This window comes from Streptomyces sp. NPDC001816, assembly GCF_042892235.1.
Lineage (GTDB): Bacteria > Actinomycetota > Actinomycetes > Streptomycetales > Streptomycetaceae > Streptomyces.
In genome coordinates this window covers 1-21,212 of record NZ_JBIATY010000008.1, presented here as the reverse complement: position 1 = coordinate 21,212, position 21,212 = coordinate 1, and the positions used below count along the sequence as shown (strand labels likewise).

Below are 21,212 nucleotides of genomic sequence, written 5' to 3'. Positions count from 1 at the left end.
CCCAGTGAAGAGGAAAGGATCCGGCAACAGCGGGCGACACGACGACGACGGAAAGTAAGCCACCCGTGTGGCGCAACACACCCGGAGATGCACCCACGCGACTCCGCCAATCGGTGCACATCTCTTCACAGCGACAGGTGTGACGCGCAACACTCCAAGGCGCATGAACGTTGCCGCCCAGGGCCCGCAGGACCCGTGGAAGTGAGGGCAAGTCATGTCCGTGCACGACGAACTGACAACCGTCCAGCGCAGCCTCGACGATCTGTACCGGTCGCTCGGGCGCCTGGAGAAGCAGCTGGGCAGCGGTGGCCTGGAGATGCGCCGGGTCCGGATGGATGCCGACCATCTGCGCGAGAGCCTGGCGCTGCTGCGGGACGCGGCGCGCAGCCCGGCCGCCGCGGACCGGCCCGACCTCGTCACCATCTCCGACACGCCGTACGACATCAGCCTGTGGACGGACTCGGACGACGAAGGCCTGGGCGCCCGCGACCGGCACGCTCCCTGAACCGAACCGACCGGAGTCTGTCTTGGCGACTGGTACGGAACCTCAACAGAACAGCGGCGGCGTACGTTCGCGTACGCGCGCCGCGATCGACGCACCGCATCTGCGGACCGACCGCTGGTGGCTGGTGCCCGCCGTCACCGCGGCCGGTCTGTTCGCCTTCGTCGTCTACTCGACCTGGCGGGCCTTCGCGAACGCGGACTACTACGCGGCGCCGTACGTCTCCCCCTTCTACTCGCCGTGCCTGGCGCAGAACTGCGCGACCATGCACGCGGGGCCGAACGCCGACCTCTTCGGGAGCTGGTGGGCCATCTCGCCCGCCGTCATCATCCTGATCTTCCCGCTCGGCTTCCGGCTGACCTGCTACTACTACCGCAAGGCCTACTACCGCAGCTTCTGGGCGTCCCCGCCCGCCTGCGCGGTGGCCGAGCCGCACCGGACGTACACCGGCGAGAGCCGCTTCCCGCTCATCCTGCAGAACGTCCACCGGTACTTCTTCTTCGCCGCCCTGCTGGTCGCCGGCGTGCTGACCTACGACACCGTGCTGGCCTTCCGCGACGAGCACTACCGCTGGGGCCACATGGGCCTCGGCACCCTCGTCTTCCTGGTCAACATCGTGCTGATCTGGGCGTACACGATCTCCTGCCACTCCTGTCGGCACATCGTCGGCGGCAAGCTCAAGCACTTCTCGAAGCATCCCGTGCGCTACAAGGCGTGGCAGTTCGTCGGGAAGCTCAACGCCCGGCACATGCTGCTCGCCTGGACGTCGCTGGTGAGCGTGGCGTTCGCCGACTTCTACGTCTACCTCGTCGCATCCGGGGTCTTCGCCGACCCGCGCTTCTTCTAGAGACCCCAGTGAGGAACTGACTGATGTCCGTGGTGGACCGGCAGGAGTGGGACGTCGTCGTGGTCGGTGCCGGCGGCGCCGGGCTGCGGGCCGCGATCGAGGCGCGCGAGCGGGGCGCCCGTACGGCGGTGATCTGCAAGTCGCTGTTCGGCAAGGCGCACACGGTGATGGCCGAGGGCGGCATCGCGGCGGCCATGGCCAACGTCAACAAGCACGACAACTGGCAGGTCCACTTCCGTGACACCCTGCGCGGCGGCAAGTTCCTCAACCAGTGGCGGATGTCCGAACTGCACGCGCAGGAGGCCCCGGACCGGGTGTGGGAGCTGGAGACCTGGGGTGCGCTGTTCGACCGTACGAAGGACGGGAAGATCTCGCAGCGCAACTTCGGCGGCCACGAGTACCCGCGGCTCGCCCATGTCGGCGACCGCACGGGGCTCGAACTGATCCGCACGCTCCAGCAGAAGATCGTCGCGTTGCAGCAGGAGGACTTCAAGGAGACCGGGGACTACGAGTCCGGGCTGAAGGTCTTCCAGGAGTGCACGGTCACCCGGATTCTGAAGGACGGCGATCGTGTCTCCGGAGCCTTCGCCTACGACCGTGAGTCCGGCCGCTTCTTCGTCCTGGAGGCCCCCGCCGTGGTCGTGGCGACCGGCGGAATCGGCAAGTCGTTCAAGGTGACGTCCAACTCGTGGGAGTACACGGGCGACGGTCACGCGCTGGCGCTGCTCGCCGGGGCGCCGCTGCTGAACATGGAGTTCGTGCAGTTCCATCCGACCGGCATGGTCTGGCCGCCGTCGGTGAAGGGCATCCTCGTCACCGAGTCGGTGCGCGGCGACGGCGGGGTGCTGCGCAACTCCGAGGGCAAGCGGTTCATGTTCGACTACATCCCCGACGTCTTCAAGGAGAAGTACGCCGAGTCGGAGGAGGAGGGCGACCGCTGGTACGACGACCCGGACCACAACCGGCGTCCCCCGGAGCTGCTCCCCCGAGACGAGGTGGCCCGGGCGATCAACTCCGAGGTGAAGGCGGGCCGCGGCTCCCCGCACGGCGGGGTCTTCCTGGACGTGTCGACGCGCATGCCGGCGGAGGTCATCCGGCGCCGGCTGCCCTCCATGTACCACCAGTTCAAGGAGCTGGCGGACGTCGACATCACGGCGGAGGCGATGGAGGTCGGGCCGACCTGCCACTACGTGATGGGCGGCATCGCGGTCGACTCCGAGACGGCGGCGGCGCGCGGGGTGCCGGGGCTGTTCGCGGCCGGTGAGGTCGCCGGCGGCATGCACGGCTCCAACCGGCTGGGCGGCAACTCGCTCTCCGACCTGCTGGTGTTCGGGCGCCGGGCCGGCTGGCACGCAGCCGAGTACGCGGCGGGCACGGCCGAGCGTCCCGAGGTCGCCGAGGCCCAGGTCAACCTGGCGTCCGCGGAGGCCCTGCGGCCCTTCGCCGCGGAGACGGAGGGCGAGGCGGGCCCGCCGGAGAACCCGTACACCCTGCATCAGGAACTCCAGCAGACCATGAACGACCTGGTCGGCATCATCCGCCGCGAGGGCGAGATGGAGCAGGCCCTGCAGAAGCTGGCCGAGCTGCGCGTACGCGCCCGGCGGGCCGGTGTCGAGGGGCACCGCCAGTTCAACCCGGGCTGGCATCTCGCCCTGGACCTGCGGAACATGCTGCTGGTCAGCGAGTGCGTGGCACGGGCCGCGCTGGAGCGCACCGAGTCGCGCGGCGGTCACACCCGCGAGGACCATCCGACGATGGACCGCGCCTGGCGCAACGTGAACCTGCTGTGCTCGCTGGCCGATCCCACCGGAGGCCTCGCGGCGACCGATCCCGCGCGCGGCCAGATCCGGCTGACCCGGGAGACCACCGAACCCATCCGCCCGGACCTGCTCGCCCTCTTCGAGAAGGAGGAGCTGGTCAAGTACCTCGCCGAAGAGGAGCTGTACGAGTGAGCAGCTACGAGGCCCGCTTCAAGGTGTGGCGGGGTGACGTGGAGGGCGGCGGCCTGGAGGACTTCGGGGTCGAGGTCCACGAGGGGGAGGTGGTGCTGGACATCATCCACCGGCTCCAGGCGACCCAGGCGCCCGACCTCGCCGTGCGCTGGAACTGCAAGGCGGGCAAGTGCGGTTCGTGCTCGGCGGAGATCAACGGGCGTCCGCGGCTGATGTGCATGACGCGCATGTCGGTGTTCACCCGGGACGAGACGATCACCGTCACCCCGCTGCGCGCCTTCCCGGTGGTCCGGGACCTGGTGACCGACGTCGGCTTCAACTACCAGAAGGCCAGGGAGGTTCCGGCCTTCGTACCCCCCGCCGGAGTGGGCCCGGGCGAGTACCGCATGTTCCAGGAGGACGTGGACCGCTCGCAGGAGTTCCGCAAGTGCATCGAATGCTTCCTGTGCCAGAACACCTGCCATGTCGTCCGCGACCACGAGGAGAACAAGCAGGCGTTCGCCGGGCCGCGCTTCCTGATGCGGGTCGCGGAGCTGGACATGCACCCGCTGGACGCGGCGGAGGAGGCCGGCCTGGACCGCAAGGGGACCGCCCAGGACGAGCACGGCCTCGGCTACTGCAACATCACCAAGTGCTGCACGGAGGTCTGTCCGGAGGACATCAAGATCACGGACAACGCGCTGATCCCGCTGAAGGAGCGCGCGGTGGACCGCAAGTACGACCCGCTGGTCTGGCTGGGGTCGAAGATCAGGAGGAGGTCCTCGTAGTGTCCCGGCCGGGGCGCTGGGCGAGGGCCTGGATGATGAACCCGGCCAGGAAGAGCGCGATGTACGCGAAGAACGCGACGTCGCCGAACCCGGCGTTGTCGAACGGCCCGAGGAACAGGAGCAGGCTGAGCCCGAGCGTCGTGACCAGGGTGCCGTACCCCCACAGCCGCGGCCGTATCACCCGGCGTCGGGCGGGCCACGGCACCCAGTCCGCCACGATGGACGCGATGCCGCCCGCCGCGAGCAGCACCACGACCAGCCATGCCGACACCACCAAGTACATGTGCATGACGATCAGCGTCCCACCGGAACGCCCGCCTCGGTAGTCATCCGACCCAGTCCTTCCGGTACGCCCGCCAGTCCGCCTCCGTCGCCGCGAAGTCGACGTACAGGGCGACGCCGAAGCGGGCGCGGTCGGCGTCGGTGCGGGACAGGCCCAGACGGACACCGCGTACGGCGGCCGGTACGGTCTCCGCCGCGGCCCAGTGGCCCATCTTGTCGGTGTGGTAGAAGGGCAGGCCCATCAGGAGGTCGGTGGTGTCCGGGGCGACCTCCAGGGCGAGGCTGGTCTGCTGGGCCACGTAACCGCCGTACAGGCTCTGCAGCGGCTGCGCGGTGTCGTACGACATGACGGCGATCTGGTCCACCCGGCGGGCCACCTGCCCGAAGTAGGCCTGAGACCACCACTTGGGGTGGCCGGTGGTCAGACCCGCGAAGGAATGGAACGCGGGCAGCGGGTCTATCTGGTGGGCCGCGACGGACAGCAGTGCGTGGTGGGCGTGGGTGAGCGCGCGCAGGTCGTCCAGGAGGGAGAGGTAGTCGCTGTCGCCGGAGTGCAGGGGCTCCAGGTCGAAGTGGGCGCCCTCGTAGCCGGCGGCCAGGATCCGGCGGGTCGAGGCGACGACGGCGGTGCGGGTGGCGGCGCGCTCCAGGTGCAGGCCGTCGGGGGTCTCACCGGCCAGCTTGTCGCCCAGCCAGGCCTGGACGCGGATGCCGGGCAGCTCCCGGTGGACGGCCTTGATCAGCCAACGTGCCTTCGGGTACTCCGACTTGGGCAGGGTGCCGTCGTGTTCCAGCGGGCCCGAGTGGACGTACAGGTCGCGGATGCCGGTGCCCCGCAGGCGGTGGGCGAGGGCTTTGACGTCCTTGTCGGTCTTGCGGCCGTCGACCCAGGCGTGGCCGAGCCAGAGGGCGTCGCGGTTGCGGGTCTGGGTGCCGTGGGCGGGGTCGCCGGTGTAGTTGAGGCGGAGGGCTGTTTCCGCGGTGAGGACGGGGAGGAGCAGGAGCGTCAGTGCGGTGGCGACGATGATGACGATGCGGCGGCGCCGGCGTCGTGGTCGTGGCCCCTGTGGGAGGTTTTCGCCGTCGGCGGCCTCCGGACCCGTCGCTTCGCCGGCCGTCTCCTCGTTCAATCCTGCCTCCTGGTCTGCCACGTCCCCCAGCCGTATCCGCCCCACTCGCGAAGCCGCCTACCTGCCCATACGCTCCAAAATGTGACGTCCTCCCTGATCCGGGGCCGGCCCCGGCGTGCCAAGGCGCACATACGGGTGCGGGTGACGCATGCCGTGCTGGGTGCGCTCGTGGGGGCCGGGTGGCTGGTGTTGCCGGTGATGACGGCCGGTGAGCATGATCCGGTTCCCGTCTCCCCGGCCGGGCCGGTCGCGAGCGCCGCCACGACGCAGCAGGAAGGGACGTCCGTCACCGATCTCCTCATGCCGCTGGTCGCCGTCGGTGCGGCCGGGGTGCTGGCCGGGTACGGCTATCTGCGGCGCACCCGGCGGGCCCGGACCCGGACGACGCCGGGCGTGGTGTCGGCGGCGCCGCCCGCGCCCTCCGCGCTCGAGAGCGAGCGGCAGGCCCGCGCCGCGCTGGTGCTGGCCGACGACTGTGTACGCGCCAGCAGCGAGGAACTTCCCTTCGTCGAGGAGCTGTTCGGCAGCGAGGCGGTCGAGCCGTATGTGCACGCCCTGCGGGCCGCGCAGACCGAACTGTCGGCCGCGTTCGCGATATGGCGGCGCTACGAGGAGGGGGTTCCGGGGGACGCGAGTGCCCGTCGGCAGGCGCTGGTGGGAGTGGTCGGGCGGTGCGCGGAGGCGGGGCGGCGGCTGGATGCCGAGGCGGAGGGGCTGGACCTGCTGCGGGGGCTGGAGCAGGGGGTGGGCGCGGCCCTGGAGGTCGCCGAGGGGCGGTTCCGGGAGCTGACCGCGCGGACGGCCGCGGCCGAGGCCACGGCGGCGGAGCTGCACCTGCGGTACGCGCCCTCGGCCGGGGCCCCCGTCACCGGGTATGTCGAACAGGCCAAGGACCGGCTGGTGTTCGCCACGTCGCAGCTCAACGAGTCCCGTCAGGCGGCCGATTCCGGGGACGGACAGCGGGCGGCCCGCCGGCTGCGCGCGGCCGAGGGCGGCGTCGCCCAGGCCGGTGTTCTCGTCGGCGGGGTCGAGCGGCTCGCGGCACAGCTGCGGGAGGCGGCCGCGCTGGTGCCGGCCGCGCTGACCGGCGGGGAGGCGGAGATCGCCGAGGCACGGCGGAACGGCGGACGGCTGGCCCCCGGTGAGCTGCACGCGCGGATCGCCCACGCCGACGGGGTACTGGCCGCCGTACGCGCGGAGCTGACCGCCGGCCCGTACGATCCGCTGGACGCGCTGCGGCGCATCGCCCGGGCGGTGGAGCGGCTGGAGGTGGGGCGCTCCGGGGCAGTGGAGGCGGCCGCGCGGCTCGTGTCGCGCAGCGCGCTCGGCGGGGCCGAGGACTTCATCGCGGTGCACCGGGGGGCGGTGGGCGCTCAGGCGCGGGCACGGCTGGCGGAGGCGGAGCGGGCGCTCGGCTCGGGCGCCGACGCGGACGTGCTCGCGCGAGAGGCCCGCGATCTGGCCGAACGCGATGTGCGGGCCCACGGCAACCCGTACGCCGACGGCCACGCCACCGGCCTCACCGGTGCCGTCCTCGGCGGAATCCTGCTGGCCGAGGAGCCGGACGGCGGTCCCCCGGCCAGCTTCGGCGGCCCGGAGACCCGGGGGCGCCGCCACCTCGGCTAGCCGCCGCGCTCCCTGAGGCTCCGCCCCCAGACCCCCGTTTCCCACCCGTGCAGGGGCGGAGCCCCCAGGGCGGCGGGTCAGAAGAGGCTGAGGAGGGCCTCTGCCGGGTCCGTCAGGCTGTTCTCGCCTCCGGGGAGCGGGAGTTCGAACCAGACGGTCTTGCCGCGCGGCGTACGGCGTGAGCCCCACGCCGCGCTGAGCAGGCCGACCAGTTGCAGTCCCCGGCCCCCCTCGTCGGTGTCGCGGGCACGGCGACGGCGGGGCTGGACCAGGCCGGAGTCCCAGACCTCGCAGACCAGGGTGCGGTCCAGCAGCAACCGCAGCCTGATCTCGCCCTCGCCGTAGCGCAGCGCGTTGGTGACCAGCTCGCTGACCAGCAGCTCCGTGGTGTCGACCAGAGGCTCCATGTCCCAGCTGAGCAGCTGCGCGCGGGCGTATTCACGGGCCCGCCCCACACTGCGGGGCTCGCGCGGCAGCGTCCAGTCGCCGACGGAGTCGGCGGGCAAGCCCTGGACCCGGGCCATCAGCAGGGCGATGTCGTCCTCGCCGTGGTGGGTGTCGAGGGTGTTGAGGACGTGGTCGCAGACGTCCTCCAGGGGGCGGGATGGGTCGGTCAGCGCGCCGACGAAGGCCTGGAGGCCCTCGTCCAGGGGGTGGTCGCGGGATTCGACCAGGCCGTCCGTGTAGAGGGCGAGCAGGGCGCCCTCCGGGAGTTCGACCTCCACCTCCTCGAACGGCTCGCCGCCCACGCCCAGCGGCATGCCCGGCGGCACGTCGAGCATCAGGGCCGCCTCGCCGGGTTCCACCAGCACCGGGGGAAGGTGGCCGGCGTTGGCGAACGTGCAGCGTCTGGTCACCGAGTCGTAGACCGCGTACACGCAGGTGGCGAGATAGACCTCGGAGAGGTCGGCGTCGCGGGGCTGGCGGGCCGCGCGGGTGGCCTGCTGGACGCCGCCGGGGGTGCCGAGGCCGCGGGCGATCTCGTCCAACGCCGAGAGGACCTCGGCCGGTTCGAGGTCGAGCAGGGCCAGCGTGCGGACCGCCGTACGGAGTTCGCCCATTGCCACCGCGGCGCGCAGACCGCGGCCCATGACGTCCCCGACCACCAAGGCCGTACGGTGGCCCGGGAGTTCGATCACGTCGAACCAGTCGCCGCCGACCTCTGTCGCCGCGTTGCCGGGCAGATAGCGGCACGCGATGTCGAGGCCGGACGCCTCGGGGTCGCCGGGCGGGAGCAGGGACCGCTGCAGGATCAGCGCGCGTTCGTGCTCGCGGCGGTACAGGCGGGCGTTGTCGATGCAGACGGCGGCCCGCGCGGCCAGCTCCACCGCGAGGTCCCGGTCGCGGTCGCCGAACGGCTCGCTGCCCTTCGTGCGGGCGAACTGGGCGAGACCCACGACCGTGTCGTGGGCGACCATCGGCACCACCAGCATGGACTGCACGAGACCGCCGTCCTCGGCCGGGACGCGCTGCGGGCGGGCGGTGCGCAGGGCGTCCGCGCAGGGCGAGTTGAACGGGAAGTGGTGGACCGCGCCGACCGCGACGGGGTCGCCGTCGCCGTCGAAGGGCGCGCCCGAGACGGCGCTGGCGAAGGCGACACGGCGCAGTGCCGCGCTGCCGTCGGCGAGGCCGGGCGGGGTCTCGTCGCCGGTGAGCAGGCCCTGGTAGAGGTCGACGGTGGCGAGGTCGCAGAACCCGGGGACGACGACGTCGAGGAGTTCGCGGGCCGTGGTCTCCAGGTCGAGGGAGTTCCCTATGCGGGCGCCGGCCTCGTTGAGCAGGGCGAGGTTGCGCCGGGCTGCGGCGGCCTCGCGGGCTGCGGCGCGGCGGGCGGTGATGTCGGTGCCGAGCCAGGCGATGCCGATGGGCCGGCCGCTGCCGCTGTGCACGCGGTAGAGGTTGACGGACCAGTGCCGGCGCTCCTCGGAGCCCGGGACGAAGCCCGTGACATGCATGTCGGTGATGGAGTCGCCGGTCTCCAGCACCCGGCGCAGGGTGGCCGAAACCCGCTCGGCCTCAGCGCGCGGGAGGTAGTCGTGAACTCCCTTGCCACGGTGGTCGTCCGGGGTTCCGCCGAAGATGGAGGCGAAGCGCATGTTGGCGCGGCGCACCCTGAGGTCTATGTCGATCAGCAGGAAGCCGAAAGGGGATTGACCGAAAATGGCCTGCGAGGCGGCGAGGTCGGTCTCGATGCTGCGCAGGGTGCGGACGTCCACCACTATGCAGACGGCGGCCTTGTCGCCCTCGGCGGTCCGAGTGGGCATGACGTAGACCTCGGCGAGCCCTTCCTCGCCGCGCGCCCCGTCCGGCAGGTCCGGCATCCGGAAAGGGACCACCCCGGTCCACTCCCGCCCGTCGAGGATTTCGGCCATCTTGCGCTGGCCGCGCTCGCGCAGATCGGGATCGATGAAGGCCTCGATGGGGTCCATGCCGACGGCGCGTTCGGCGGGGATCCCGAAGAGTTGCTCGGCGCGCAGGCTCCACTGCTCGACCACCCCGCCGGAGCTGATGGAGAAGGACGCGACCCTGATGTAGTCGTAGATCGAGCCGGGCGGACTGCTCTGCCACATGGCGTCGCCGGGCACCGCGGTCTGTACGGCCTGGCTCCTCGCGCCGCCCGACGGGTCCTCGGACTCCGTGGCCTTCGCTGGTATCTCGCTCACGCGAACCGTCCCCTCCAGCTCACCGCACCCGGCACCGGTCACCGGGGGCGGCTGCCCGCAGTATCCAGCACTACGGCGCCGCACGACACGGTGTTCACGATCACAGCTCGGTCCAGGCGTTTTTCGGACCTACTGCGACGACACATCCAGTCTTCTAACCAGGGAACACGCCCTCGAATCACGCACCCCCACCCCGGTACCGGGCGCGCGTCGCAGCATGGACGGCGCGCGGCGGCCTGTACACCAGGCTCACCCGGGCACCACCAGTTCGAACCAGACGGTCTTTCCGGTATCGCCGGGCCGCGTCCCCCAGCGGCGCGAGGAGCCGGCGACCAGTTGCAGACCGCGGCCGCTCTCGTCCTCGGCGCGGGCGGTGCGTTCGCGCGGCGGGTCCGGGAGCGGGTCGGAGACCTCGACCAGCAGCGTGTCGCCGAGCCCGGCAGGGCGTACCAGCCGTACGCCGATCGGCCCGGTCGCATGCCGCAGGGAGTTCGTCACCAGCTCGCTGACCAGCAGCGCGGCCAGATCGGCGAGACAGTCGAGGTCCCAGCCGTGCAACTGGCCCCGGACCGCGGCGCGGGCGGTGCGCACGGCGCCGGGTTCCGCGGGAAACGTCCACTCGGCGCAGTCGCCTTCGGTGTCGATCACGCCGATCACTTCCCAGGCCAAAGAGCCCACCCATGTCCGGTTTCGTGGGGTTAATGGGGACATACCCGGTATCCGGGAAGCATTACCGTGCGGAAGGGTGCGCGGTGGCACGAACGGCGTACGGGGTGCTCCGCGCAACGGACATGAATGCCGGGTTCCGAGGGAGTGCCGGCCCTACGCCCAAGCGGCCAGAGTCTCGATCTCCCGCACCGCCGCCACGTCCTGGTCCAGCCATGCCACGTCCCAGACCTCGTCCGGAGTCAGCCAGCGCACGTCGTCGTGGTCCTGGAGGGGGCGGGGCGCGGCGGAACCGGGGCGCAGGCGCGCGATCCACACCTGGAGGACGTACGGGGATCGCAGGGGCCACTCCCCCGGTACGCGCTCGACCGCCTCGGTGTCGATGCCGAGTTCCTCGCGCAGTTCGCGCACCAGGGCGTCCTCGGGCCGCTCACCGGGCTCGACCTTGCCGCCGGGCAGCTCCCAGCGCCCGGCCAGCTCGGGAGGCGCGCTGCGCCGCGCGGCGAGCAGCCGGCCGGCGTCGAGCAGGGCGGCTCCCACCACCACGATCCGTTCGGTCATGGAGCGGAGCCTACGGGAGCGCGTCAGTGGTCAGTTGAGCGCGCCTGAGGTCAGTTGTGGGTGCCGTCGCCGTTCTGGCCGATGCGTTCGACCCAGTAGAGCTGCTTGTGGCCGCGGTCGTCGAGACTGTCGGCGATCTTCTGAGCCTCGGCCCGGGTCGCATACCGTCCCACGCGGTAGCGATTGCCGTTGTCGTCCTGCCTTATGACGATCCAGGGCAGGGCGACCGTGCCCTCACTCATCGCCCCCACCGTTCCTTCTCGCACCGCCCCACCCGCTTTCCCTCCCGGGCCCCCGTTGCGCCCCGCCTAAGGAAACCGCAATCCGCATATGCCTGAGCGTACGCCCTACCTTTACGCAGCGAATACGCCTTTTCACAAAGAGGTACGCAACCAGCCAGAACACAGGGGGCGCACGATGGGGAACGCGCCGCCCTACCCCCTTCTGTCGTGCGTCGGGGGCATTTCGGGCGGACCCTGGATCACCTGGGAAAACGGCCGGATTGCAACGGGCCGCAGGGGGCGGGAGCCGGATCACGGGGCGAGGACGCCCGCCCGGGAGCGTGCGGGGGTGTGCGCTACTTCACTGGCAGGTGGTACGCGACCTGGTAGCGGTCGGCGGGGATCACGACGTCGGCGGTCTCCACGGGGCGGCCGGAGGCGTAGTAGGTGCGCTGGATGACGAGGACCACATGTCCGGGGACGCCGCCGAGGACGTGCAGTTCCTCGGCGAGGCCGGGGCGGGCGCCGACCTCCTCGGTGACGTTGTCCACGATGACGTCGATGGCTCGCATGCGCTCGACGACGCCCATGCCGCCGAGCGGGCCCTCCTCGGGCAGCATCACAGGCGTGCGGCCGGTGACGGCGAGGGGCTCCCAGGAGGTGGAGAGCATCATCGGCTCCCCCGCGTCCCGGAACAGATACCTGGTGCGCATGACGCGCTCGCCGGGCTTGAGGCCGAGCCGCTCGGCGACGGCGGCCCCGGCCTCGGCCTGCTCGCTGCTGGACTCCCAGGTGCCACGCATCGTGGCGTCGGCCTGCTCCTGCCGAAAGGGCGTGGCGCCGGAGGGCGGCCGGAACCCGGAGCGGGCCACGCGCCGGGGCACCGGGCGCTCGCGCACATACGTCCCGGAGCCGGAGCGGCCCTCGACCAGGCCCTCGGCCATCAGCACCTTGCGGGCCTCCAGCGCGACCGTGTCCGAGACGCCGTACTCCTGGCGGATGCGGGCCTGGGAGGGGAGCCGGGTGTGGGGCGGCAGCGAACCGTCGACGATCTTCTTGCGGAGATCACCCGCGACACGCAGATACGCCGGCTGCTCACCGAAAGTCACTGGCCGCTCCCATCAGGTTGTACAGACAGCAACAGCCTGGCAACCGTGGGTTGTGCCACGCAAGCAAAGGCCAGAGAATCACTCGATGTGATGACTTGTGGCCGGGGAGGGCTTTACCAGGCACTTTCTCCCCGCTATAGCCGCGGTCACACCTCTCCGTGATCACGCCCCGGCGCGCTCACACCGCCAGCGCGCCCCCGCTCCCGCCGCCGGAGTCGCCCGAGCCGCCGTCACCCTTCTCGTCGGCGGGCGGGGTGGTCTCCAGCCCCAGGGCCTTGCGCACGGGGACCGCCTCCTTCGGGTCGAGCAGCTTGAGCCCGGTGTCGTAGTGCTGGTAGAAGGCGTCCGCGTCCTTCGCCTTCGCGGCCTTCGCCCACTCCGCCCGCGCCTTGTCCAGGTCGGACGCGAGGACGGTGACCCGCCCCACGGTGTCGGCGGGCCACTCGTTCGCACGCAGCATCCGGGCCTGCTCGGCCAGCGCAGCCGATACCCGGCCCGCCCACGCCTTGTGCCCCGGCAGGTCGTCCTCGACGTACTCCGTGTCGGGGGCGGTGGTGAGGGCGGCGTTGAGGACGTGAGCCGCCTTCAGATAGGCGACCTGGTCGGGGTCCAGGACGGTCGCGTCGTTGCGCAGCGAGCCGGTGAGGTTCCCGCCCTCGGTCACGCTGCCGAACACGCAGGTGACCTCCCGGTCCCCGGTGGACCAACTGTCCTCGGTGGGCGTGAGGTAGTAAACGTCGACGTCGTCGGGCACGGCCCAGCCGTCCATCGCGTAGGTGTCCTGGAGGCCGTGGCAGCGCCTGTCGGCGGTGCCGCCGACCGAGTCGTCGCCGGGGTAGGCCCCGTCCTTCAGCAGGAAGGAGGCGAACACCTCGCCGTCGTGCTCGCCGGAGCAGGGGACCTTGTCGACGTGTTTCTTTTCGCCGCTGAGGCCGCCGGGCGCATCGAAGCACTCGCCCTTGGCCAGCGAGATGCTCGCGCCGTCGCGTGCGCCCTCCTTGACGCCCTCCCAGAAGGAGGACGCGCCGCCCGTGGCCAGCATCAGCACCCACAGCGCGAGCCCGAGCCCGGACAGCACCGAGCCAGCGATCGCCAGCCCCTTGCCGCGCTCGCCCCGCCGGCCGATCTGCCGCAGCGCGACCAGCCCGAGCAACAGCCCCACACCCGGCAGACAGCACAGCACACCGAACACGAGCGAGGTGATGGCGAGTCCGTTGACGGGCGCCGGCTGGTTGTAGGGGCTGTAGCCCTGCACCCACGGCTGGTACGGCCCGTAGGGGCTCTGCGGGCCCTGCGGCTGCGGGTACGACGGCGGCCCGTACGGCCCCTGCGGGTACTGCTGGGGTGGCTGATACGGCCCTTGTGGCTGGTGGGGGCCGGGGGGCGGGGGTATGGACACCGGTACCGTGCTCCTGGGTCGGGGATTGTCGGACAGGCCCCAGCGTCGGCGGCTGGACTGACGTACGACTGGGCGCATGGTAAGCGGGGCACGAGTGGGGGCGGAATGAGGGTGGAACCCCGAGCGGACAGCCGGGTGGGGAACACCACCGTGGGTGCGGTGAACGGGCTCACCGCACGGTGGGCGGCGGCAGCGGCACCGGAGGGTACGGCGTTCTCGGCGGCCGGGGTCTGGCCCCTGCTGGCCTTCCTCGCGGACGGCGCGACGGGCGCCGCACGGGCCGAGCTGGCCGGGGCGCTCGGCGTGCCCGCGGACCAGGCGGCCGCCGCCGCACGGGAGTTGCTGGCCGGAATGCAGTCGGTGTCCGGCCTGGACGCGGCGCTCGGCCTGTGGACGCACGAGACGCTGCAACTGCGCGAGGAGTGGCGGGCCGGGCTGCCGGCCGGGACGTACGGGGTGTTCGGGGAGGACCTCGTCACCGCGCAGGAGCGGCTGGACGCCTGGGCGGCCGAACGGACCGGCGGGCTCGTGGAGCGCATGCCGGTGACACTGACCCGGGAAGCACGGATGGTGCTGGCCAGTGCGCTCACGCTGCGCACGGACTGGCGGCATCCGTTCACCGAGACGATGCTGCGCCCGGACTCCGGTCCCTGGCAGGGCCGTTCGCTGCTCGGGCTGCACCGCAGGAGCGTGCGGCCGGACCGGATCGGCCTGACGAGCACGCCGGACGGCTTCGTGACCGCGCTGACGGTGCCCGGCGACAACGGCATCGACGTCCATCTGGTGCTCGGCGAGGAGCGCATGACACCGAGTCAGGTGCTCACGGCCGGGGTCGGGGTCGTGGAGCGCACGCTCGCGGTCACCGGGGGCGGGCAGCTGCCGTTCGGACATGTCGGCCCCGGCCTGCACGTGGAACAGCAGCCCGCGCTCGCGCCGGAGCCGATCACGCTGGACGTACGGACGGTGGCGTACGAGGTGCGCGCCGACCACGATCTGCTGGCGCTGCACGCCCTGTTCGGGCTCACTGCGGCCTCGGACGCCCGGGAGGGCCACTTCCCCGGCATCAGCGCCTTCCCGCTCGCCATCGGGGCGGCCCGCCAGTCGGCCCTCGCCCGGTTCGGCGCGCTCGGTTTCCGGGCGGCGGCGGTGACGGCGCTCATGCCATACGGCGCCGGTGCCGTCCCGCAGTACCGCTACGAGACCACGGTCGTCCGCGTGGCCTTCGACCGCCCCTTCGGCTTCCTCGCGGTGGACCGCGAGTCGCGGCTGGTGCTGATGGCGGGCTGGGTGACGGATCCGGCGCCGTATCCCGCGATGGGCCGTTAGGAGCGCTGTTCCTGCGGGACGTCCGCGCCGGGTCCGAGGACGCCCGCCAACGGCGGGGTGGTCGGCGGGGCCGTGCGGGGGCGGGTCAGGGTGACCTACGCTGGCACCGGCAGGGCGATCGACAGGTCGAGGCGGGCCGCGTTGAAGTAGATCCAGTCGTTGTCCAGCAGGGCGGTGTCGACGACCAGTTCCAGGTCCGGGTCGAACGTGAACGGCACGACGCAGCCGCTCACACAGCCCGACAGTCTTTCGGCCACCTCGCGCGCGGCGAAGGCGGCGTCCGTGCAGCCGTACAGCTCGCGCACCCGGGTCATGTCCAGGCGGCGGTCGCCGACAACGACGCCTTCTACATCGAGGCGCCCGGGCTGGAGGGGTGCACCGTGGGCGAGGTGTGTGAGGTCCGCCCGTAACTGACGCTGCGGTGTGAGAAGAAGGGGCCGGCGGCGAAGCCCGACTCGCCGGCCCCTTCTGCCTGTCCGCACGCCTACCCGACGATCTCCCAGTCGAGGGCGCCGTCGAGGACCCTCGGCACGTATGCCACGGTCCCCACCGTGACTGGTCGGGCCGTCTCCAGTGCTTCGACCACGGAGGTGAACATTGCCCGCACGCTCGGCCACACCACAGCGCAGGGGTCGACCAGGTCCGGTTCGATCCTGCGGACAGCCCCGTACGTCGGCCCTTGCCGGTGGTCGACGATCAAGTCGTGTCCGGACTCCGTCAAGGATGCGAACGGGACCCACCGAATGTGGCAGGTGGTTGGAGCCGGTACGAGTCCCAGGTCCTCTGTCGAATAGACAGTCGTTCCGTCACCGATGATGTCGAGTTCGCGCCCGTCCTCGACGGTGAACCAATAGGCTTCGTTCTCGTCCTCCTCGTCGAAGCTCCACGCAACCTTTCGTTCCATCTCGCGCTGGCCAGTGCCCATCTCCTCGGCGGTGTTCGGGGCGTAGCCGCCCGGCAGAAGAAACCCGGCATGAGAAGGGCCTGTCGTGGCTGTGGCTCCATCGTGCCATTTCAGCCAGGTGACGACGTCCGGATGTAGATCGATCAAGTACTCGCCGATCTTGCTGATGTCACCTTGCGCGGCAGGGGGGTTCAGTGCCGCGGAGTCAGCTGGCGCGTTCGCTTCGAGCCAGGCGTCCAGCCGTTCCACAACGCGGGTGAGGTGGTCATCGGTCATGCCAACGAGCCTATGGCCAGCCCACAGCCGGAACTGTGGCCTCCAGCACATCGGCCAGAAGAGCAGCACGCGGGCAGGCCGCCGCTCTGCCCCCAGGGTGTTCACCCGCTCGGTCGGAATGCGGCTGGCGATCGTCGGGAGCGCCCATCTCTCCGCCACCGACAAGGCAGGCAAACCCATGAACGACACCTTCACGGTGACCCGAGACAAGGGCACGTGGCACCTCGTCGTCTTCACCGGGCAACCCACCGCGCCCGGCAAGACGCCGGCCTCGACCGCCACGCCAACAGCCTCCTGAAGGGCGACCACGCGCGCATCGGCCCGCACTGCGCTGTGCGGCCGTTGCCGCTACCCGCCTCTGGGGCATGTAGCGCATCGGACGAATTCCGCGGCGACCCCACCCAACTGCGCCTGGCTGGGAGCCGGGGCCTCCAGTTCTGAACGGGCAGGCGTCGTTCTCCCCGGCCGCCTTTGGCTGGCACCCTGTCCGTGGTGCGGCAGCATCGGTGGGCCGCGTCGCCGAGCATTGTGGTGCGGGCGTGCTCCACGACTCGGCGTAGCCCTCCGGTGCCGGCGCGACCACGACGTAGGTGAACTGCCGCCCGCCGCTGAGGAGAGGAACGCCTGCCCGCGGAAGCGGTGGTGGCGGCGGCCGCACGTTCACCTTGTGCTTTCTCGTGTACAACCCTTCGTTCACCACGCATGTCGTACGTCGCTGAAGCCTCGGTTCACTGACGGGAGCATGACCTTGCGCATACGTACCTTCGCCGTTGTGGTGGCTGCCGCCCTTGCCTGTGCGGGGCTGGGCGCTCCCGGTGCCGTTGCGGCGCCCTCCGGGCTGTGGGACGACTTCGACGGTGACGGGTATCGCGATCTGGCCATCGGCACGCCCAAGGCGAGCGGCGGCACGGTCACCGTCCTGTTCGGCTCGTCTTCCGGCGTCAGCCCCGCCCGGTCGGTGAACATCACCCAGAACACCCCGGGCGTTCCCGGGACCTCGGAGTCCGGGGACCAGTTCGGCGAGAGCGTCACCAGCGGTGACGTCGACGGCGACGGCTACGCCGACCTGATCGTCGGCGCACCCTTGGAGCAGGTCACGGGTGGTAAGGCGAACGGCTCGGTGACCATCATCTGGGGCGGAGCGCACCCGTTCACGTCCGGCGGCACCGTGGTCACCGCCCCGAACGCCCAGGCCGTCGCGTTCGGGACGGGCGCCGCCTTCGCCGACCTCGACGGCGACGGCACCGGCAACCTGGTCGTCGTCGGTGCCAACACCTTCTGGTGGTACGCCGACGGGAAGCCCACCCAGGACGGCGCGCTGGCACCGGAAGTGGGGTTCCTGCCCGAGGGCGTACGCCTGGACGGGATCGTCGCCGGTCACTTCTCCGCCACCGAGGGCAGCGACTTCGTCGTGCACGGCGGCCGCGCGGACAGCACCGGCGCCGTCCACGGTTACGTGGGCCTCCTGCGCGGCGGTCCCGGCGACATCGGCTCCGGCTACACGGTGCTCGCCGACGGGAGCGGAGCGGGCGGCACCGCCTGGGACGAGGCCGTCTCGGCGGGCGACATCAACGGCGACGGATACGACGACCTGGTCACCGGCAACACGGAGATCGGTAAGGGCGGTTCCTTCACCGTGCGGTACGGCGAGGCCGCCGGACTGCCCGCCACGGGCACCCGGTACACCCAGGACAGCGCCGGTGTACCGGGCATCGGCGAGGACTACGACGACCTCGGCGCCGCCGTCGCGGTGGGCGACGCGACCGGCGACGGCTACGCGGACATCGCGGTCGGCGCCCCGTACGAGGACCTGGACGGCCACCGGAACGTCGGCAACATCGATCTCTTCAAGGGCAGTCCGGCCGGACTGACCACGAGCGGGGCCCAGTTCTTCCACCAGGCCACGCCGGGCGTACCGGGCGCCGCCGAGGCCGGCGACCACTTCGGCTCCTCGCTGCGGCTGGGCGACATCAACGGCAACGGCAGGGCGGACCTGGCGATCGGCGCGTTCGGCGAGGACGTGGTGCCCGGGGGATACGACGACGGGGCGGCGTGGGTGCTGCGCGGCACGACCGCGGGCCTGACGACGTCGTACGCAACCGCCTTCAACGCGACGGACTTCGGCTATCCGGTGGTCGAGGGCCGCAAGTTCGCGGATGTCTTCGCCCACTGACCACACCGGTTCACACCTGTTCACACCGGTTCAGACCGGTTCAGACCGGTTGTCTTGAGTACCACCAGGAGAAGCGACAACGATGCGTAACAAGATCCTTTCCGCGACGATGATCTGCGCGGCGACCATGCTGGGCGTTACCGCGCCCACCGCCGCGCAGGCCACCGACGCCCCCGCGCCGCAGGGAGACTTCAACGGCGATGGCTACCCGGACCTGGCGGTGGGCGTGCCCTCCGGGCAGGTCGGCGACAAGGCCAAGGCCGGCTATGTGAACGTCGTGTGGGGTGGCCCGGACGGACCGGGCAAGTACGGCTCCGTACGGATCAGCCAGGCCACGAGCGGAGTGCCGGGCACCCCCGAGGCGGGTGATCTCTTCGGCTCCGCGGTCACCGCCGCGGACGTCGACGGCGACCGCTACGCCGACCTGGTCGTGGGCGCCTCCAGCGAGTCGCTCTCCGCCGACAAGTACGCCGAACACGGCACCGTCACCGTGCTGCGCGGCTCTGCCTCCGGCTTCACCAGCGGTGGCTACACGGTCGCGCAGGGTGCGAGCGAGTTCTCCCGGATCGGCGCGGTGATCGCCGCCGGGGACGTGACCGGCGACGGCCGCACCGACCTGGTTCTCAGCCGCAGCGGCGAGGAGCACGGCGGCGCTGTGCTGCGTCCCGGCCCGCTCACCGCCGACTCCCCGGACACCCTGAGCGGGGAGATCGCCGGGGCGGACTTCGGCGGCGTGAGCGCCCTGACCACCGGCGACTTCGACGGCGACGGCGACGACGACCTCGCGGTCTCGGTCACGGCGATGGAGAGCAGATTCGTCCGGATCTACCGCTGGCAGGACGGCGCCCCGGTGCAGCTGTGGAGCACCACGGCCTCCGCCGCCTCCCTCGCCGCCGCCGACTTCGACGCGGACGGCACGGACGACCTGGCACTCGGCGCCTGCTACCCCAACTACGAGGCCGACGCTCCGGACTGCGCGGACTACTCGACGGGCCGTGCCGAGGCGTTCAAGGGCGGGCTGGTGAAGGTGGCGTACGGCTCGAAGTCCGACGGCTTCGGCGCCCGCACCCAGGAGATCCAGCAGGACAGTCCGGGCATCGCCGGCACCGCCGAGTCCGAGGACCGCCTCGGCGCAGCGCTCGCCGCGGGCGACATCGACGGCGACGGCTACGCCGACCTCGCCATCGGCGACGCGTACGAGGCGGTCGGCTCGCGGCAGAACGCGGGCACGGTGGTCCTCGTCCACGGCACCGCCACCGGCCTGCTGTCCTCCGGCGGTACGGCGACGAGCGTCGGCTTCACCCAGAACAGCAGCGGCGTCCCGGGCACCGCGGAGACGAACGACCGGTTCGGCGCATCGGTCCGCCTTCAGGACTACGACGCCGACGGCCACGCGGACCTCGCGGCAGGCACTCCCGGCGAGAACTCCGCCCAGGGCGGCGTCTGGCTCCTCCCGGGCACCGCGCAGGGCACGACGGCGACGGGTTCCAGGGCCCTGACGCCGAAGAGCCTGGGGCTGCCGTCGTCGACGAGCGCCCTGGAATACGGGCTGGTGATCGGGCGCGGCTAGGGAGTCCCCACGCTGCCCGGCGGTGATCACGATGGACGCCCTGACGAGGCCACACTCCCAGGGCCCCCGGCGCCGGTGACGGCATCGGGGGCCCTGGGGTGGTGGGTCGGTCGGGTGCGGGTCAGGCGGCGTTGCCGCCGGACACGTCGTCGTGGGTGGTGTGCGGGCGGCACACCGCCTCGTAACGGGCCGGCGCGGCGGCGATCCCGTCGCCGCCGGGCCCCGCCTCGGCGAGGCAGACGGCGAGCGCGACGCCGTCCTCCACGGCCTGGTTGGCGCCCTGCCCGTGGTGCGGCAGCATCGGGTGGGCCGCGTCGCCGAGCAGCGTGGTGCGGGCGGTGCTCCAGCGCCGCAGCGGCGCCCGATCGTGCCGGCCGACGATCTCCACGTCGATCAGCCGCACGGCAGCCCAGTTACCGGCCCCAGTCCGCCTGCCCGCCCACATGCCTTCAGGCATCCGGCTCCTCCGGGTCCAGGGACTCCTCCAGCATGAACTGGTCCATGACGGCATCAAGGGCGGCCTCGTCCAGCGTCGGTACCGTCCAGCCCGAAGCATCCATGTGCCGCAGGAAATCGTCCGGAAGCTCCGTGTGGTATCTGACGAGGTAGTAGACGAGGCTGCTCGGCCAGACCCACACTCCGTCGGTACGGATCGAGTACTGGCAGATCCTCTTGATGTCCGGATCGACCAGATCGTCGACCCAGGAATCCGTCGCGACGAGTAGTTCCCCCTCCTCCAGGTAACGCACGATCGTGTCCTCGGCGGACACCGCGACGGGCCCCTTCAGCTCGAGGACTTCTTCGGCCGTTGCATAGAATCCAACCCTCTTCAGCACGGAATGCTCCCTTCTCAACCGCCACTCGCGCCGGAGCCGCCCGGCCGGAAGGTCAGCCACCGACCGCCCGTGTACACCCTGTTCTCGCTCCGTAAGTACGCGGAGGCAGGCATCCCGCACTACTGGTGCATCGAGGACGACCAAGGCGCCCCCGTCGTCCACGCCTACGAACTCGACGAACCGACTGGCGCATATGCCCCCGCCGGTATCTTCCGAGGCACCCTCCAGCGCTCCGTGCCCTTCGAGATCAGCCTGGACCTCGACAAGCTCACCCCACCCCGGCCCAGCGAGACGCCGGCGCAGGGACAACGCAGAAAAGCCCCGCACCATACGGTGCGGGGCTTTCCCACAATGATTGTTCGGCGGCGTCCTACTCTCCCACAGGGTCCCCCCTGCAGTACC

Annotated in this window: 20 protein-coding genes and 2 pseudogenes; 10 read left to right on the top strand and 12 right to left on the bottom strand. The window is 71.4% G+C overall.

The annotated features are described in order from the left end of the window. Nucleotides 1–214: 214 nt before the first annotated feature. Genes ACFYZZ_RS27260 through ACFYZZ_RS27245 form a run of 4 tightly spaced genes read left to right on the top strand, consistent with a single transcriptional unit; the run spans nt 215 to nt 4,068 of the window. Nucleotides 215–505, top strand: coding sequence for a hypothetical protein (locus ACFYZZ_RS27260; protein ID WP_386578143.1), 291 nt, complete (start codon nt 215–217; stop codon nt 503–505). A 22-nt stretch (nt 506–527) separates the two neighbouring features. Further along, the gene (locus tag ACFYZZ_RS27255; protein WP_389181066.1) at nt 528–1,349 is read left to right on the top strand and encodes a hypothetical protein; all 822 of its coding nucleotides are present in this window, start codon (nt 528–530) and stop codon (nt 1,347–1,349) included. A gap of 23 nt (nt 1,350–1,372) precedes the next feature. Continuing rightward, nucleotides 1,373–3,301: a fumarate reductase/succinate dehydrogenase flavoprotein subunit gene (locus ACFYZZ_RS27250; protein ID WP_389181063.1), complete on the top strand. Its 1,929-nt coding sequence runs from the start codon at nt 1,373–1,375 to the stop codon at nt 3,299–3,301. Beyond that, nucleotides 3,298–4,068, top strand: coding sequence for a succinate dehydrogenase/fumarate reductase iron-sulfur subunit (locus tag ACFYZZ_RS27245; RefSeq protein WP_389181060.1), 771 nt, complete (start codon nt 3,298–3,300; stop codon nt 4,066–4,068). The genes ACFYZZ_RS27250 and ACFYZZ_RS27245 overlap by 4 nt, the downstream gene beginning before the upstream one ends. Here the strand turns inward: ACFYZZ_RS27245 and ACFYZZ_RS27240 are convergent. Both ACFYZZ_RS27240 and ACFYZZ_RS27235 read right to left on the bottom strand, forming a co-directional pair. Next, a complete protein-coding gene (locus ACFYZZ_RS27240) occupies nt 4,049–4,357 on the bottom strand; it encodes a hypothetical protein (RefSeq protein WP_389181057.1) in 309 nt (102 codons plus the stop codon). The genes ACFYZZ_RS27245 and ACFYZZ_RS27240 overlap by 20 nt on opposite strands. Nucleotides 4,358–4,394: 37 nt before the next feature. Continuing rightward, nucleotides 4,395–5,480, bottom strand: coding sequence for a hypothetical protein (locus tag ACFYZZ_RS27235; RefSeq protein WP_389181054.1), 1,086 nt, complete (start codon nt 5,478–5,480; stop codon nt 4,395–4,397). Between the two features lie 81 nt (nt 5,481–5,561). Here ACFYZZ_RS27235 and ACFYZZ_RS27230 point away from each other — a divergent pair, with 81 nt between their 5' ends. Continuing rightward, a complete protein-coding gene (locus ACFYZZ_RS27230) occupies nt 5,562–7,106 on the top strand; it encodes a hypothetical protein (RefSeq protein ID WP_389181051.1) in 1,545 nt (514 codons plus the stop codon). A gap of 77 nt (nt 7,107–7,183) precedes the next feature. On the opposite strand, the gene ACFYZZ_RS27225 is transcribed toward ACFYZZ_RS27230, so the two are convergent. The 6 genes from ACFYZZ_RS27225 to ACFYZZ_RS27200 all read right to left on the bottom strand — a co-directional run bounded on the left by ACFYZZ_RS27225 (nt 7,184) and on the right by ACFYZZ_RS27200 (nt 13,725). Next, a complete protein-coding gene (locus ACFYZZ_RS27225) occupies nt 7,184–9,769 on the bottom strand; it encodes a SpoIIE family protein phosphatase (protein WP_389181048.1) in 2,586 nt (861 codons plus the stop codon). Between the two features lie 249 nt (nt 9,770–10,018). Further along, nucleotides 10,019–10,447, bottom strand: coding sequence for an ATP-binding protein (locus ACFYZZ_RS27220; RefSeq protein WP_389181045.1), 429 nt, complete (start codon nt 10,445–10,447; stop codon nt 10,019–10,021). Nucleotides 10,448–10,591: 144 nt separating this feature from the next. After that, nucleotides 10,592–10,996 (bottom strand): (deoxy)nucleoside triphosphate pyrophosphohydrolase, encoded by a 405-nt coding sequence (locus ACFYZZ_RS27215; RefSeq protein ID WP_389181042.1) that lies wholly within the window; start codon nt 10,994–10,996, stop codon nt 10,592–10,594. Nucleotides 10,997–11,046: 50 nt separating this feature from the next. Next, nucleotides 11,047–11,238 (bottom strand): SPOR domain-containing protein, encoded by a 192-nt coding sequence (locus ACFYZZ_RS27210; protein ID WP_386578133.1) that lies wholly within the window; start codon nt 11,236–11,238, stop codon nt 11,047–11,049. Between the two features lie 335 nt (nt 11,239–11,573). Then, nucleotides 11,574–12,326: a GntR family transcriptional regulator gene (locus ACFYZZ_RS27205; RefSeq protein WP_389181039.1), complete on the bottom strand. Its 753-nt coding sequence runs from the start codon at nt 12,324–12,326 to the stop codon at nt 11,574–11,576. Between the two features lie 178 nt (nt 12,327–12,504). Beyond that, nucleotides 12,505–13,725 carry a DUF4190 domain-containing protein gene (locus ACFYZZ_RS27200; RefSeq protein WP_389181036.1) on the bottom strand — a complete coding sequence of 407 codons (1,221 nt, stop codon included), beginning with the start codon at nt 13,723–13,725 and terminating at the stop codon, nt 12,505–12,507. Nucleotides 13,726–13,830: 105 nt separating this feature from the next. Here ACFYZZ_RS27200 and ACFYZZ_RS27195 point away from each other — a divergent pair, with 105 nt between their 5' ends. Beyond that, nucleotides 13,831–15,051 (top strand): serpin family protein, encoded by a 1,221-nt coding sequence (locus tag ACFYZZ_RS27195; RefSeq protein ID WP_389181033.1) that lies wholly within the window; start codon nt 13,831–13,833, stop codon nt 15,049–15,051. Nucleotides 15,052–15,146: 95 nt separating this feature from the next. Here the strand turns inward: ACFYZZ_RS27195 and ACFYZZ_RS27190 are convergent, their stop codons facing one another. Further along, nucleotides 15,147–15,533 carry a YbaK/EbsC family protein gene (locus ACFYZZ_RS27190; RefSeq protein ID WP_389181030.1) on the bottom strand — a complete coding sequence of 129 codons (387 nt, stop codon included), beginning with the start codon at nt 15,531–15,533 and terminating at the stop codon, nt 15,147–15,149. 2 nt (nt 15,534–15,535) lie between these two features. Next, nucleotides 15,536–16,231, bottom strand: coding sequence for a hypothetical protein (locus tag ACFYZZ_RS27185; RefSeq protein WP_389181027.1), 696 nt, complete (start codon nt 16,229–16,231; stop codon nt 15,536–15,538). 97 nt (nt 16,232–16,328) lie between these two features. On the opposite strand from ACFYZZ_RS27185, the gene ACFYZZ_RS27180 reads away from it, so the two are divergent. The 3 genes from ACFYZZ_RS27180 to ACFYZZ_RS27170 all read left to right on the top strand — a co-directional run bounded on the left by ACFYZZ_RS27180 (nt 16,329) and on the right by ACFYZZ_RS27170 (nt 19,974). Next, entirely contained in the window at nt 16,329–16,529 is a 201-nt protein-coding gene (locus ACFYZZ_RS27180) for a hypothetical protein (protein ID WP_389181024.1), read from the top strand. A gap of 450 nt (nt 16,530–16,979) precedes the next feature. Continuing rightward, on the top strand, nt 16,980–18,404 hold the full coding sequence (locus ACFYZZ_RS27175) for an FG-GAP-like repeat-containing protein (protein ID WP_389181021.1): 1,425 nt from the start codon (nt 16,980–16,982) through the stop codon (nt 18,402–18,404). An 82-nt stretch (nt 18,405–18,486) separates the two neighbouring features. Then, entirely contained in the window at nt 18,487–19,974 is a 1,488-nt protein-coding gene (locus ACFYZZ_RS27170; protein WP_389181018.1) for an FG-GAP and VCBS repeat-containing protein, read from the top strand. A gap of 154 nt (nt 19,975–20,128) precedes the next feature. Here ACFYZZ_RS27170 and ACFYZZ_RS27165 read toward each other — a convergent pair. Then, a pseudogene (locus ACFYZZ_RS27165) lies at nt 20,129–20,359 on the bottom strand (FAD-dependent monooxygenase); the annotation flags it as partial. Nucleotides 20,360–20,423: 64 nt separating this feature from the next. Continuing rightward, nucleotides 20,424–20,870 carry a hypothetical protein gene (locus ACFYZZ_RS27160; RefSeq protein ID WP_389181015.1) on the bottom strand — a complete coding sequence of 149 codons (447 nt, stop codon included), beginning with the start codon at nt 20,868–20,870 and terminating at the stop codon, nt 20,424–20,426. Nucleotides 20,871–20,897: 27 nt separating this feature from the next. Between ACFYZZ_RS27160 and ACFYZZ_RS27155 the strand changes: the two are divergent. Beyond that, nucleotides 20,898–21,092, top strand: a pseudogene (locus ACFYZZ_RS27155) (Uma2 family endonuclease); the annotation flags it as partial. Between the last annotated feature and the right edge of the window lie 120 nt (nt 21,093–21,212).